Raw genomic sequence first — 13,292 nt, 5'->3', positions numbered from 1 at the left:
GCCGTTATCGAGACGATACGCGATCGCCAGCCTGAAGTGTCTCCCTCTGTAAAAAACAGCGATATGACGTATATAATACTTTCCTGTAAAATCCAATTGAAGGATTTTGTAACTTTTTCCATCTCCTTTCGTCCAATGTAAAAAGGACTGAGGGGGCATTCGAATGAAAATTGTACTTGCACTCGTCACTATGCTCATTATACTTGCTGCATGCAGTAACTCAGAGGACCGGGCAGACGAAGCACAGGACGACGCGGGAGGTTTTGAAGATACGGTCACCGAGAGCGGTGATTCCGGGGGTTCGGGGTACTCGGAAGTCGAAGAAGCAGCACTGGAGACAGACGGAGGGGCAGAACCATCCGAATTACCCGCGCAGATGGTCATTTACAATGGATCGCTCACAATTGAAACAGCGGATTACGATGACACCTACCGGTCGATCCAGGATGATATCAACAGCCGTGGCGGTTTTATCGTTGAAACGAACGTGTCCCAGCACGGAGAGAACGAAAACCGGACTGGGAATCTGACTGTCCGGATCCCTCAGGCTGAATTTTTTCCGTTCATGGACCGGATTGAAGCAGGCAGCAGCCGAGTCATTGATAAATCTGCACACGGGAGCGACGTGACAGAGGAATACGTGGACCTGGAATCAAGGCTTCGATCAAAGGAAACAGTGGAAGAGCGTCTGTTGTCTTTTATGGATGAAGCTGAAGACACAGAGAACCTGCTCCGGATTTCAAATGATCTTGCCTCCGTTCAGGAAGAAATCGAACAGTTGAAAGGAAGAATGAACTACCTGGAGGACCATACGGCATTCTCTACAGTTACTGTTCATATCCTCGAACGGACTGTCCGCGTGGATACTCTGCAGGATCGTGAAAATCTCAATACACTTGAACGGGCGCAAAGCCTCTTCATGAATACCGTAAATGTCATTATTTCCGCTCTTTCGGGGCTGGTCGTGTTTGCGGTGGGTCTGTCACCCGTGCTGATCCCCCTCATTGCAGTAGGAGTCATCCTGTTTTTCAGGCGGAAAAAACGACCGGACACTCCAGCTTAGCCATTTTTCTGAATAATTGTATTTTTTTAACACTGGTTCACTGGACAAGGCCTCCTTCATATTCTTTAGTATTCCTAAGGAAAGAAGGAGTGTCCCTTGTTCAAAAAGATTCTCTGCTCTCTGCTTGCTGCAGTCCTGTTCACGATCGTCTGGCAGATTCCTGCCGCCTCCGCTTCATCGGATCAGCTGATTATCATTAACAAAAAGAACAACCAGCTCGTGTTTTACGAAAACAGTAAACTCGTAAAAACCTTCCCTGTCGCCACCGGAAGGACCGCCTCTCTCACCCCTGAAGGTTCATTTAAAGTCGTCAATAAAATTAAGAACCGCCCTTATTATAAGGGGAACATTCCGGGAGGCGATCCGAAAAACCCTCTTGGTAAGCGGTGGATCGGAATTGATGCCAACGGTACCCGCGGTGACACATATGCCATCCACGGCAACAACAACCCTGCCTCAATCGGAACATACGCCAGTGCCGGATGCGTCCGGATGCATAACAGTGACGTAGAGTGGCTGTTTTCAAAAGTGAAAATCAGCACCAAGGTTGTTATAGTGAATTCATCGAATTCATTTAACCAGATCGCCAAGGCAAACGGGTATACAGTGAGCGATGGAAAGAACACTGCCGTTCCTGTAAGCGGAGGAACGACGCTCCGCCTCGGCAGTAAAGGGGAAGCCGTTAAGGATCTTCAGCGTCAGCTTGAGGCTGCCGGCTACAGCACTAAAGGCATTGACGGCAGTTTTGGCCCTGCCACGCAGGCTGCTGTCCGAAAATTTCAGTCTGATAAAAAGCTGAAAGTTGACGGGATTGCCGGTCCCCAGACTCGCAACGCACTGGCAGACACGGCAAAAAAAACAACACCGGCTGAGCCAAAATCATCTTCCTCTCCGGTTTTAAAAAGAGGCAGCTCCGGGAAAGCCGTCTCTGATCTTCAGCGTGCCTTGACAGATAAAGGGTACAGCACCAAGGGCATTGACGGGAAATTCGGCCCGGCTACTGAAGCTGCCGTGCGGAATTTCCAGCGCGCGAACGGTCTGAAGGTAGATGGTGTCGCAGGGGCTCAGACGTGGGGAAAACTTAAATAAGTAAAGCGACAGGCTGATTTAAATCGAATCAGCCTGTTTTTTGTTATTCCGGTACCTCTGATTTAGGAACACGCAGAAAAGACTGCCATCAAAAAAATTGAAAGCAGCCTTTCCCGCAGTTAAGTTTTTCTTATCAATTATCATTTCTTTTCTCCCAGACGTCTGATTGTTTCCGCCAGCAGGCAGGTCCTTTCAGTGAGAGACGGGATGTAGAGAAACTCCTCATCGCTGTGTGCGTTTCCTCCTATTGGGCCGATTCCGTCGATTGTTGGCACATCTGCCGCGGCGGTAAACGCGGCATCAGATCCGCCGCCTGTTTTCATCGCCTGGATATCAACACCCATTTCGGATCCGATTTCCTTCATGAGGCTGACCAGACGGTTCGTTCCTTCGTTTTCCATCATTGGAGGCCGGCTTATATGGCCGCTAAGCTCCACCTTTGTTCCCTCCATCTCCTCTTCTGCACAGATCTCCTCCATTTTTCGGATGACCTCTTCTGCCTGCTCATAGGTTGAGACGCGTACGTCCAGCTCCGCCCTGGCCGCTGCAGGAATTGTATTGACCGAAGTACCACCGCTTATAAGTCCTGCACTGACTGAAACGCCGTTTTCGTAATCGTTCAGCGCGTGAAGCCGGACGATTTTTCGGGCCAGTGCCTCGATGGCATTTCTTCCTTTCTCAGGGGCCACTCCAGCGTGTGAGGCTCTGCCTTCTGCAAGAAGTGTATACCTGCCCCCGCCTCTCCGTGCCGAAACGACTGTACCGTTATCCCTTGACGGCTCCATAATCAGAGCATAGCGTCTTCCTTCTGCTAGTTTTTCAATGAGAGCGCGGGAAGAACGGGATCCAACCTCTTCATCACTGTTAAATAGGATTTTCACTTTTTTCAGGCAGTCTGCCTCCCCTTCATCCCAAAGGGATTTCAGCGCGTAATAGAGCGCCACGTGACTCCCTTTCATGTCCACCACGCCTGGACCCCGTGCCCAGTCACCTTCCACTTTAAAAGGCCTCTCTGTCGCGGTGCCTTTCGGAAAAACTGTATCCATATGTGCGACGATGATTATTGGAGGGTCTTCAGCATACGGGTGCTGAAACTCAATGTGATCCCCATACTCACCGCCATCATGAATCTTGGCAGCTAAACCGAGAGAGCCGAACGCCTGTCTGACGATGCTTCCGACCCGGTTTACTCCTTCACGGTCATATGACCCACTGTCTGTATTCACGAGCTCTTCAAGAAGAAGCAGCATATTCTGTTCTTCCTGCTTCAGGAAGTTCTGACGTTTTCGCAGTCTCAACGCTTCCTTTTTAACTGTTCCCAACAAGAACACCTCTTCCTGCTTTGAGCGGATAATGGCACATAACGTGATGACCGTCCCTCTCTTCCGAAAAAGCAGGCTCTTCGGTTCTGCATTTTTCATCCGCGTACGGACAGCGAGTGTGAAACCGGCAGCCTGAAGGGGGATTGGCCGGACTCGGCAGGTCCCCCTTCAGAATTATCCGTTCCCTGTTGTTGCGGTTCTCGGGATCCGGAATCGGCACAGAAGAAAGCAGTCCTTCTGTGTAAGGATGCATCGGCTTCTCAAAAAGCTGATCACGATCCGCAAGCTCAACCACTTTCCCAAGATACATCACCGCCACCCGGTCGCTGATATGCTTGATTGCAGGCAGGCCGTGCGCAATAAAGATATATGTCAGATTAAACTCTTTCTGAAGGCGGTCGAGAAGGTTCAGGATCTGGGACTGGATCGAAACATCGAGAGCCGAAACCGGTTCGTCACACACGATGAGCTTAGGCTTCAGGGCTAGGGCACGAGCGATTCCGATGCGCTGCCGCTGGCCTCCGCTGAATTCATGGGGGAAACGTTCGGCAAACGATTTGCTGATCCCGACCGTTTCCATTAGTTCGTATACCTGCTTTTTCAGTTCCCTGCCTGAAGCAGCCTTGTGTGATCTAAGCGGTTCGGCAATCAGATCAAACACTTTCATCCTTGGGTTCAGCGAGGAAAACGGATCCTGAAAAATCATCTGGATGTCTTTTCTTTTTTCCCGCATCTGTTTGTTTGACAGCTTTGCCAGATCTTCTCCTTCAAACAGAATCTGTCCCTCCGTTGCCTCCAGCAGGCGCAGAATTGTATTTCCGGTTGTCGACTTTCCGCAGCCGGACTCTCCAACGATTCCAAGCGTTTCACCCGGATATACCTTAAGGTCGATCCCGTCCACCGCTTTCACTGACTTCTGTTCTCTGGAAAACCATCCCGATGAGATGTCAAAATGCTTTTTAAGTCCTTTGATTTCAAGTAGCGGCTGTCTGTTTCTGCTCATGTAAACTGACCTCCCCTTCTTCATGGAGCCAGCAGCTGACTTTCTGTCCTGAATTCACCTGCACAAGTTCAGGCTGCTGTTCCCTGCATTTATCACCTGCAAACGCACACCTTGGTGAAAAGCTGCACCCTTTCGGCATATTTGCAGGTGTCGGTACTGTGCCTTTAATAGAATACAATTCATCTTTTCTTTCGTGAATTTTAGGTGTACTTTCCAGCAGACCTTTGGTGTAAGGATGTTTTGGATCCCTGAACAGTTCATACACAGTTCCTTCCTCCACCACTTTTCCTGCATACATTACAACCACACGATCCACCATTTCCGCAACTACCCCTAAATCATGCGTAATGATCAGAATCGAGGTTTCAAGTTCTTTTCTGAGCTTTTTCATCAGGTCAAGAATCTGTGCCTGAATCGAGACGTCAAGAGCTGTTGTCGGTTCATCGGCGATCAGAAGCTTTGGATTACAGGCAAGGGCAATGGCAATCATAATCCGCTGTCTCATCCCGCCGCTTAACTGATGGGGGAAGTTGGAATAGATCTTTTCGGCATTCGGTATCCCTACCTTTTCAATCATCTCGATTGTTTTCTGTCTGGCTTCTTTTTTTGTCACATCCTGATGAAGTACGATCACTTCACTGATCTGAAAGCCTACAGTAAAAAGCGGGTTCAGCGAGGTGAGCGGTTCCTGAAAAATCATAGACATGTCATTTCCCCGCAGTTTTCGCATCTGCCGTTTAGAGAGTGTTGTCAAATCCGTTCCATCAAGGAGAACCTCACCGGCCTCAATTTTCCCCGGGGACTTGACGAGACCCATAATGGAGTAGGAAGTGACACTTTTCCCGCATCCCGACTCTCCCACAATAGCGACAACTTCTCCCTTATTTATCTGAAACGAAACCCCCTCAACAGAAGGGACCGTTCCATTCTCGGTATGAAAATAGGTTTTTAAGTGCCGGACATCCAGTAAAGGCTGTTCCTGTTTCACACGGGTTTCCTCCTTTTTGAGTAGTCTGATGCTGTCACGATGCCGGACAGCCATTTATTTGCGCCCCTGGGAGCGCGGATCAAGGACATCGCGAAGCCAGTCGCCGAGAAAAATGATGCCGAGAACGGTAAATGTAATGGCAAGTCCCGGGAACGTGGCAAGCCACCAGCTCGTAGCCAGATAATCACGGCCGCTGCTCAGCATGTAACCCCACGAAATGCTGGGAGGCTGAATACCGAGACCAAGAAAACTGAGCGATGCTTCGAGAATAATCGTCGTAGCCACGCTCAGCGTGGAAATAACGATAAATGAGGAAAATACGTTCGGAAGGATGTGCTTTAACATAATGGTGCTGTCTTTTGTTCCGATCGATTTTGCGGCCCGGATAAAGTCCCTCTCCTTCAGACTCAGCACTTCACTTCTCACCAGACGTGCATAAATGACCCAGTTCGTCACACCAAGCACGAGGATCAGGGTCAGCATATTGGAACCAAAAATGCCGAGAATAACAAGAATAAGAAGAATGTTCGGGACAGCAAGAAAAGAATCCACGACTCTCATTACGAGATTATCAATCCATTTTCCGTAGTAGCCGGCAAGAATACCCATAGCCAGACCAATGATACCGGCAACGATAACAGAGAATACACCGATGATCAGGGATACCTGACTGCCGTATATGAGCCTGCTCAGCATGTCCCGGCCGAGACTGTCTGTACCAAGCACGTGGGCGGACGAGCCTCCGTCAAGCCACATAGGCGGAACGTTGATGTTGGCCGCGTTCATGGCATCCGGCTCATAAGGAGCAAGGAAAGGTGCAAACACCGCCGTGAAACAGACAGATAGCACAATAAGCATTCCGATCGTTCCCGTTTTACTTCTAAGAAGCAGCTTTGCCCAGCGGCGGAGCTGATTAGGTCTCTTTGAAACTTCGAATTCCTCTTCTCGTGGTGCTTCAGTTTGCGCTGATATATTCACAGACACAGGATGTCCTCCTCTCTAGTCATATTTGATGCGCGGATCAATCAGGCGGTACACGATGTCTGCCACCAGGTTCATGGCTATAACCGCGATCGCGATGACAAACACGCATGCCTGGACGATGGCCATATCCCGGGCGTTCACTGCCTGTACGAGAAGCTGACCCATTCCCGGCCATGCGAACACGACTTCTGTTACGAGCGCTCCGCCGATCAGACTCGAGGTCTGAAGTGCCATTATCGTCACCACTGGAATCAGGCAGTTTTTAAAAGCATGCCGATAGGTGACAACAGAATCCTTCTGACCTTTACTCTGGGCCGTTCTTACGTAGTCCTGCTGCATGACTTCAAGCATATTGGAGCGGATCAGCCGGGTCATTTCTGCAGCAATAGCCGTCCCCAGTGTAATCGCAGGCAGGACAATATGCATAAACGACCCCCTTCCGGAAACCGGAAACAGGGACAAATTCACTGAAAACAGCAGGATGAGCATGATCCCCAGCCAGAAGTTCGGCATGGCTTTACCAAGAACGGAAGCTCCAGTTGCAAAAACATCCACAAATGAATTCTGTTTTGAGGCAGACCAGATTCCAAGAGGAACGGCAATGATCGTGGCAAACAGCATGGAAACAGCTGCGAGTTCAAGAGTCTGGGGCAGCCGTTCAAGCACAATGGACATGGCGTCCTGGTTATAGCGGTACGACTGGCCAAAGTCACCCTGTACCGCATTCCCCAGGAACATACCGTACTGCACATAGAATGGTTCATTCAGTCCGAGAGATTCAGTCAGGGCTTCAACCTGTTCCTGAGATGCGTCTTCCGGAAGCATCAGAGCAACCGGATTACCTGCAAGGAACACGAGGGAAAAAACAATAAACGATATAATTAAAAGGACAGGAATCACCTGCAGGATACGCCGGATCAAGTATCGCTTCATACCTCACTCCACCTCAACAAATTAAAGTAGCCAGGGGGAGGACCCCCCCTGGCCCACAGAACTGTGCTGTGGTCAGTTTACTAGTCAGTTTCTTTCGATGTTTCTTACATAAAGGGTTTCATCCAACGCAATCTCAAAGTTCACACTGTCTGATACACCGGCCATGGCATCAGCCTGGTAAAGAAATACGGACGGCAGATCCTCTGCGACGATTTCCTGAGCCTTCTGATACTGCTCTTCACGCTCATCCTCATCCATATTTACTGCCGCCTGTGACAGAAGCTCGTCCAGTTCCTCATTTTCGTATCCGGTTCTGTCTGACCCGCCGGAACTGAAATCATCCAGACCGAGCCCAGCATCAAACATGGAGTTTCCGAGTCCAAGGAAGTACATTTCCTCGTTGGTACCGTTTGTATGCATTTCGGCAAAGTTACTCCACTCAAGGAATTCGAGGTTTGCTGTAATACCGACTTGGCTGAGCATGCCCCGTACCAGTTCGGCAACTTCCGTATCCATCATGTAACGGCCCTGCGGTGAGTTGAAGGTAATTTCAACACCATCCCCGTAGCCTGCCTCCTCGAGAAGCTCCTTTGCTTTTTCAGGGTCATGGTTGTAGCTTTCAAACAGATCTGGATGTGCCCCGGTATTGCCCGGCGTGATCCTGGTCTGAACCGGTGTACCGTGTCCTCCAAGCAGCTGATCGGTAAGTGCAGCGTTGTCAATGGCATAGTCAATGGCCTGACGGACCCGCTTATCGCTTGTGGCATACTCATCGTCCTGGTTCAGCATCAGAAGCATAACCCGGTTGGAAGCACCTGTTACAATTGACGTGCCATCGTTATCGTTTACCCGGTCCCATTCTGCAGGAGGAACATTTTCGGCAATGTGAACCCCGCCTGTGAGCAGTTCATTTACACGGGTGGATGTTTCAGGAATTACGCGGAAGACAACTTCCTCCCATTCGGTTACCTCACCTTCAAAATAATTATCAAAACGTTCGAGAACAACACTGTCATCACGGTTCCATTCCGAAAACTCAAACGGCCCCGTTCCTACCGGATTAGAAAGGAAGTGATCCCAGCCTTCCTCTTCGATGTAGTCTGCCGGAAGAATGCCTGAGCCGATGCGGGATACCCGGTTCAGAAGTGCCGGATCGGGACCGTCCGTTACAAGCTCAAACTCGTAATCGCCCAGTACATTCACTTCTTTAATCTGGTTATAGTTGCTGTGCTCCACCAGCGTCTCATCCTCAATCACCCGCTCAAGTGTGAATTTTACGTCTTCTGCTGTAAGCTCGTCACCATTATGGAACTCAACACCTTCATGAAGGGTAAAATGCCACGTCTCATCGTCAACATTCTCAAACGACTTGGCCAGATCCCCTTCGAAACCTTCATCATCGTCACGTTTTACGAGATAGTTGAACATGTTTACATGAATCGCTTCTGTATTTGTTGCGTTATGATCGTGGATATCAAATGTAACCATGTCAGTACCGGTACCGATGACCAGGGTACCATCGTCTTCCTCGACTTCAGGGGCTTCACCATCCCCTGCCCCTTCCGTTGCTTCTGTATCTTCCTGGTCTCCGCCGCAGGCAGCAAGTACAAATGCGCCCAGAAACGGAGCCGTTACCTTCATCCATTTCAGGTTTCTCTTTACGTTTTTCATGTCAATTCTCCTCTCAGATTTATTTTCAGAAACTTATCTGCAAACCGGGCAAGCATTTCCGATCCCAGAGGCAGTGCCGTTTCATCAAGGTCAAACTCAGGATGATGAAGCGGGGCGGTTATCCCTTTTTCCTTATTACCGACACCTAGACGGAACATGAGCCCCGGTACTCTGTGGGTAAAGAATGAAAAGTCCTCACCGCCCATGGAAGGCTTAACATAACTGAGATTTTCCTCCCCCAGAACTTCACCGGCTGTTTCTTCCAGAACCGGCAGAAGCCGTTTATCATTAACCACCGACGGGAAAAAGTAGCGGTAATTCAAGCTGTAGGATGCGCCGAACGCTTCCGTGATTCCTTTGACAACACTTTCTATTTTGCTTTCCATTTCGTCCCTGAGCCCGGTGTCCATAGTCCGGACTGTACCGCCGAACCGGACGGAGTTTGGAATCACATTGTCTGCTGTCCCACCGTGGATCTGTCCGATTGTAATTACTGCGGGGAGAAGAGGATCAATCTGCCGGCTCGTAATCTGCTGAATCCCCGATATAACCTGTGCAGCTGCTGTAATCGGATCGACAGCCTGGTGAGGGTGGGCAGCATGCCCTCCTTTGCCTTTTATCTCAACTTCAAAAAAGTCAGCTGCGGCACATGCAGCCCCGTCTGTGATCGTTGCTTTCCCTGCAGGAACTCCCGGATGAACATGGAGGGCTACGATGCCGTCAACTGAAGGGTTTTCCAGGGCCCCTGCCTTAATCATTTTCTCAGCTCCAAATCGCCCCTCTTCTGCCGGCTGGAATATAAGCTTTACGCTTCCCTTTTCCGGCGGGTTTTCCTTAAGCAGCCCCGCTGCCCCAAGAAGCATTGCCGTATGTGCGTCATGTCCGCACATATGACCTTTGCCGGGTACTTTTGATTTGTAAGGAACATTTTTTTCATCGTGTACCGGAAGAGCATCCATATCGGCTCGTATAGCCGCCACTGGTCCCTCTTCCTTTCCCCTGATCATGGCAACGACGCCCGTATCTGTAAGAGGTTTATGTTCCACTCTCATTTCCCTGAGTTTTTCCATCACAAATTTCTGTGTATTGATTTCCTCAAGGCCAAGCTCCGGATTCTGATGGAGGTAACGCCTCCACTCCACCAGTTTCCCGGTAAAATCACTGCCTTTTTCCCTGCAGTTTTGTTCAATGTTCAGTGCCATGTCTGCCTCCCCCTGATCAATTATCTGAATTACCTGAAAATAACAAAGACAAAAGTAACTCTTCCTATACAACGCCACGGAAATTATTCCCATATAATGAAATTTGTATATTCAAATTTTCACCATCATACGTAATTTTACTTCCGCATGTTTTGCCCCCCCCAATTGCTTCCATAATCGTTGCTGGTAAGGGGATTCAATTAAAGTGTTATGGTTGTACATTATAAATACACTGACACTGCATTGCAATAAAATTCTGCAGAATTTTTTATTTAGTTTTAAAATATAATTAAATCAGACAATTTTAGCTGAACCCTGTTGACTTTCTCTGTCAGGATGCGATATAAATACAGATATGTCTGCAGAATTTCCGACGTTATCCGGATATACCTGCCAGTTCATACACCTTTAAACATAGGCACTTTTCGTAAAGATTGCTGTTTATTTACGCTGCAGGCGGACACTTCCCGCAGGAAGCGCATCAGCCTCCTCTTAAAACTTTTCTGCGACTTTATCTTCCGTCAACAGCTGCGCCGAAGCAGCTCGAAGTACATTTATTCAGTAAATGTCCGTTGCTGCTTTTCCCGCAGGAGACGCCGTCTTCTCCACCAGAACTTCATTTTGCGAATATCTGCAATACGAGTACAGACTTAGTATAAGATCAGCCCAAAAATAACCTCCCCTGCCTGGGAGGTTTTTCTGTCAGCACTCCTTATTGGGAAATAACAGCAGAACCTGCCCCTTTTTATCCCGGTGTTCCTCTTTGGAACCGTTCGAAATAAACTGAAACTCTGCCCATATTTCTCCTCTTTCCACCCTTGTCCAGACCACGTTGAAGTTTCCTCCATATACTTTTAATGTACGATCATTAAACCTTTAATGAAAAGGAGGGACTGCAAATGTCTTGCGGATATCGCCGTGGCGGCGCTTTTGATAGCTTCGCGCTGGTTTTGGTACTGTTTATTCTCTTAGTTATTATCGGATGTGCCTGCTTTGTATAACTCTCTTAAAAGTAGGCCGTTCTGAGGACCTCTTTACTTTATAAAGTGAAGATTCCTTTAAAGGCTGCAGGTCGACGCACATTCTGCGGTGAAACCAGCAATAGCTGATTTCACCGCTGCTGCCGCCTGTGATCCCACAGGAGATATCCGTGATTCTTTTATGGGATGGGATGAAATACATAAAAAACCGTTTTCCTCTGAGCAGGAAAACGGTTCGAACTTGTTAATTTATGTACCAGTTTAAACAAAATAAGAGCCTGCAGCATTTGCAGCCTCAATCATATGATCAGGTATGGTACCGGTGGTCGGGCTCGAACCGACACTCCGTGAGGAACGCGATTTTGAGTCGCGCGCGTCTGCCAATTCCGCCACACCGGCTCATAACATTGTATCAATTAAAATGGAGGCGGCACCCGGATTCGAACCGGGGAATCAGGGTTTTGCAGACCCATGCCTTACCACTTGGCTATGCCGCCTCGATTATATGGAGCGGAAGACGAGATTCGAACTCGCGACCCCCACCTTGGCAAGGTGGTGTTCTACCACTGAACTACTTCCGCAGAAATGGCAGGGCTAGCAGGATTCGAACCTGCGCATCACGGGATCAAAACCCGTTGCCTTACCGCTTGGCTATAGCCCTAAAATCACGATCGTTTTTTTAAAATGGGGCGACCGATGGGATTCGAACCCATGCGTGCCGGAGCCACAATCCGGTGCGTTAACCAGCTTCGCCACGGCCGCCATCATAAAAAAAGGATAATGGCAGGGGCAGCAGGAGTTGAACCCGCACCGGAGGTTTTGGAGACCTCTGTTCTACCATTAAACTATGCCCCTACTCGAGACATTGTTCATAAGAATTATCATGGTGGAGGGGGACGGATTCGAACCGCCGAACCCTGAGGGAGCGGATTTACAGTCCGCCGCGTTTAGCCACTTCGCTACCCCTCCGAAAGAGACATTGTTCATTTTACAAAATAACCGATGCTGAGTCAAGGGTTATTAAGTGGTGCTGGCCAGAGGACTTGAACCCCCAACCTACTGATTACAAGTCAGTTGCTCTACCAATTGAGCTAGGCCAGCATATAAAATGGTGGCTCGAGACGGAATCGAACCGCCGACACGAGGATTTTCAGTCCTCTGCTCTACCGACTGAGCTATCGAGCCACACTGGCGGTCCCGACCGGGATCGAACCGGCGATCTCCTGCGTGACAGGCAGGCATGTTAACCGCTACACCACGGGACCTTATTTGGTTGCGGGAGGAGGATTTGAACCTCCGACCTTCGGGTTATGAGCCCGACGAGCTACCAGACTGCTCCATCCCGCGCCGTTACATAGCATACGGACGATGCTATTCAATGATGTCGTCTCTTCCTCTGCAGGAATTTCTCCGCAGCTTATACGTCGAGACAACTCGCAGTTGTTACAACGAAGTTTTACTCGCTGCTCCATCCCGCGCCGTTACATAATACGGTCATCCTGGTGACCGGTTTTCCATACCAATGTTCTGTCTTAATAAGAAACAATGGTGGAGGATGACGGGCTCGAACCGCCGACCCCCTGCTTGTAAGGCAGATGCTCTCCCAACTGAGCTAATCCTCCGGTATGATCCTGGAAGCTGCGTTTCAGGCTTTCACCCGATGCCGGCTTCATTTGTTATGGTAAATATGTAAATAGTGGTGACCCGTACGGGATTCGAACCCGTGTTACCGCCGTGAAAGGGCGGTGTCTTAACCACTTGACCAACGGGCCATAATGGCGGAGAGCGAGGGATTCGAACCCTCGAGACGGTTCTACACCGCCTACACGATTTCCAATCGTGCTCCTTCGACCTCTCGGACAGCTCTCCGTATGGCTCCACAGGTAGGACTCGAACCTACGACCGATCGGTTAACAGCCGATTGCTCTACCACTGAGCTACTGTGGAATATTATGTTCTGCCCAGCGGCGTCCTACTCTCACAGGGGGAGAGCCCCCAACTACCATCGGCGCTGGAGAGCTTAACTTCCGTGTTCGGCATGGGAACGGGTGTGACCT

General features: G+C 49.4%; 10 protein-coding genes, 15 tRNA genes and 1 rRNA gene. 3 read left to right on the top strand and 23 right to left on the bottom strand.

The window, feature by feature from the left end:
• The first annotated feature begins 163 nt into the window (after positions 1 to 163).
• Together FGB90_RS19300 and FGB90_RS19295 are read left to right on the top strand one after the other, a co-directional pair.
• Positions 164 to 1,063, top strand: coding sequence for a DUF4349 domain-containing protein (locus FGB90_RS19300; RefSeq protein ID WP_138812480.1), 900 nt, complete (start codon positions 164 to 166; stop codon positions 1,061 to 1,063).
• A 96-nt stretch (positions 1,064 to 1,159) separates the two neighbouring features.
• Positions 1,160 to 2,152 (top strand): L,D-transpeptidase family protein, encoded by a 993-nt coding sequence (locus FGB90_RS19295; RefSeq protein ID WP_138812479.1) that lies wholly within the window; start codon positions 1,160 to 1,162, stop codon positions 2,150 to 2,152.
• A 140-nt stretch (positions 2,153 to 2,292) separates the two neighbouring features.
• Here FGB90_RS19295 and FGB90_RS19290 read toward each other — a convergent pair whose 3' ends face one another.
• The 7 genes from FGB90_RS19290 to FGB90_RS19260 all read right to left on the bottom strand — a co-directional run bounded on the left by FGB90_RS19290 (position 2,293) and on the right by FGB90_RS19260 (position 10,255).
• Positions 2,293 to 3,474 (bottom strand): M20 family metallopeptidase, encoded by a 1,182-nt coding sequence (locus FGB90_RS19290; protein ID WP_246056286.1) that lies wholly within the window; start codon positions 3,472 to 3,474, stop codon positions 2,293 to 2,295.
• Positions 3,461 to 4,477, bottom strand: coding sequence for an ABC transporter ATP-binding protein (locus tag FGB90_RS19285; RefSeq protein WP_138812478.1), 1,017 nt, complete (start codon positions 4,475 to 4,477; stop codon positions 3,461 to 3,463). Before FGB90_RS19285 ends, FGB90_RS19290 begins: the two co-directional genes overlap by 14 nt.
• Positions 4,449 to 5,465, bottom strand: a complete 1,017-nt coding sequence (locus FGB90_RS19280; RefSeq protein WP_246056284.1) for an ABC transporter ATP-binding protein — start codon at positions 5,463 to 5,465, stop codon at positions 4,449 to 4,451. Before FGB90_RS19280 ends, FGB90_RS19285 begins: the two co-directional genes overlap by 29 nt.
• A gap of 54 nt (positions 5,466 to 5,519) precedes the next feature.
• Positions 5,520 to 6,443 carry an ABC transporter permease gene (locus FGB90_RS19275; RefSeq protein WP_438502714.1) on the bottom strand — a complete coding sequence of 308 codons (924 nt, stop codon included), beginning with the start codon at positions 6,441 to 6,443 and terminating at the stop codon, positions 5,520 to 5,522.
• 21 nt (positions 6,444 to 6,464) lie between these two features.
• A complete protein-coding gene (locus FGB90_RS19270) occupies positions 6,465 to 7,382 on the bottom strand; it encodes an ABC transporter permease (protein ID WP_138812476.1) in 918 nt (305 codons plus the stop codon).
• A gap of 84 nt (positions 7,383 to 7,466) precedes the next feature.
• A complete protein-coding gene (locus tag FGB90_RS19265; RefSeq protein WP_246056280.1) occupies positions 7,467 to 9,053 on the bottom strand; it encodes an ABC transporter substrate-binding protein in 1,587 nt (528 codons plus the stop codon).
• A complete protein-coding gene (locus FGB90_RS19260) occupies positions 9,050 to 10,255 on the bottom strand; it encodes a M20 metallopeptidase family protein (protein WP_138812475.1) in 1,206 nt (401 codons plus the stop codon). Before FGB90_RS19260 ends, FGB90_RS19265 begins: the two co-directional genes overlap by 4 nt.
• Before the next feature lie 899 nt (positions 10,256 to 11,154).
• Here FGB90_RS19260 and FGB90_RS19255 point away from each other — a divergent pair.
• On the top strand, positions 11,155 to 11,256 hold the full coding sequence (locus FGB90_RS19255) for a YjcZ family sporulation protein (protein ID WP_138812474.1): 102 nt from the start codon (positions 11,155 to 11,157) through the stop codon (positions 11,254 to 11,256).
• A 293-nt stretch (positions 11,257 to 11,549) separates the two neighbouring features.
• On the opposite strand, the gene FGB90_RS19250 is transcribed toward FGB90_RS19255, so the two are convergent.
• The 16 genes from FGB90_RS19250 to rrf all read right to left on the bottom strand — a co-directional run.
• Positions 11,550 to 11,634, bottom strand: a tRNA-Leu gene (locus tag FGB90_RS19250).
• A 23-nt stretch (positions 11,635 to 11,657) separates the two neighbouring features.
• Positions 11,658 to 11,732 (bottom strand) — tRNA-Cys (locus FGB90_RS19245).
• A gap of 9 nt (positions 11,733 to 11,741) precedes the next feature.
• Positions 11,742 to 11,816, bottom strand: a tRNA-Gly gene (locus FGB90_RS19240).
• Positions 11,817 to 11,821: 5 nt separating this feature from the next.
• A tRNA-Gln gene (locus FGB90_RS19235) sits at positions 11,822 to 11,896 on the bottom strand.
• A 24-nt stretch (positions 11,897 to 11,920) separates the two neighbouring features.
• A tRNA-His gene (locus FGB90_RS19230) sits at positions 11,921 to 11,997 on the bottom strand.
• A gap of 19 nt (positions 11,998 to 12,016) precedes the next feature.
• Positions 12,017 to 12,090 (bottom strand) — tRNA-Trp (locus FGB90_RS19225).
• 29 nt (positions 12,091 to 12,119) lie between these two features.
• Positions 12,120 to 12,204, bottom strand: a tRNA-Tyr gene (locus FGB90_RS19220).
• A 56-nt stretch (positions 12,205 to 12,260) separates the two neighbouring features.
• Positions 12,261 to 12,336 (bottom strand) — tRNA-Thr (locus FGB90_RS19215).
• Between the two features lie 8 nt (positions 12,337 to 12,344).
• Positions 12,345 to 12,420, bottom strand: a tRNA-Phe gene (locus FGB90_RS19210).
• A gap of 4 nt (positions 12,421 to 12,424) precedes the next feature.
• Positions 12,425 to 12,500 (bottom strand) — tRNA-Asp (locus FGB90_RS19205).
• A gap of 5 nt (positions 12,501 to 12,505) precedes the next feature.
• A tRNA-Met gene (locus tag FGB90_RS19200) sits at positions 12,506 to 12,582 on the bottom strand.
• 199 nt (positions 12,583 to 12,781) lie between these two features.
• A tRNA-Val gene (locus FGB90_RS19195) sits at positions 12,782 to 12,857 on the bottom strand.
• 75 nt (positions 12,858 to 12,932) lie between these two features.
• Positions 12,933 to 13,007, bottom strand: a tRNA-Glu gene (locus tag FGB90_RS19190).
• A gap of 4 nt (positions 13,008 to 13,011) precedes the next feature.
• Positions 13,012 to 13,104: transfer RNA gene (locus tag FGB90_RS19185), tRNA-Ser, on the bottom strand.
• Between the two features lie 3 nt (positions 13,105 to 13,107).
• Positions 13,108 to 13,182: transfer RNA gene (locus FGB90_RS19180), tRNA-Asn, on the bottom strand.
• Between the two features lie 12 nt (positions 13,183 to 13,194).
• Positions 13,195 to 13,292, bottom strand: a 5S ribosomal RNA gene (gene rrf, locus FGB90_RS19175); the annotation flags it as partial.

Source organism: Alteribacter natronophilus, assembly GCF_006007885.1.
Taxonomy (GTDB): Bacteria; Bacillota; Bacilli; order Bacillales; family Salisediminibacteriaceae; genus Alteribacter; species Alteribacter natronophilus.
Note: the sequence above shows the minus strand (reverse complement) of the source record. Positions and strands in the feature narration are given on the sequence as shown.

Excerpts from the sequence above, each read along its gene's own strand:
- FGB90_RS19285 (WP_138812478.1), bottom strand. The coding sequence starts at position 4,477 with ATGAGCAGAAACAGACAGCCGCTACTTGAAATCAAAGGACTTAAAAAG.
- FGB90_RS19255 (WP_138812474.1), top strand. The coding sequence starts at position 11,155 with ATGTCTTGCGGATATCGCCGTGGCGGCGCTTTTGATAGCTTCGCGCTG.
- FGB90_RS19265 (WP_246056280.1), bottom strand. The coding sequence starts at position 9,053 with ATGAAAAACGTAAAGAGAAACCTGAAATGGATGAAGGTAACGGCTCCG.
- FGB90_RS19270 (WP_138812476.1), bottom strand. The coding sequence starts at position 7,382 with ATGAAGCGATACTTGATCCGGCGTATCCTGCAGGTGATTCCTGTCCTT.
- FGB90_RS19300 (WP_138812480.1), top strand. The coding sequence starts at position 164 with ATGAAAATTGTACTTGCACTCGTCACTATGCTCATTATACTTGCTGCA.
- FGB90_RS19260 (WP_138812475.1), bottom strand. The coding sequence starts at position 10,255 with ATGGCACTGAACATTGAACAAAACTGCAGGGAAAAAGGCAGTGATTTT.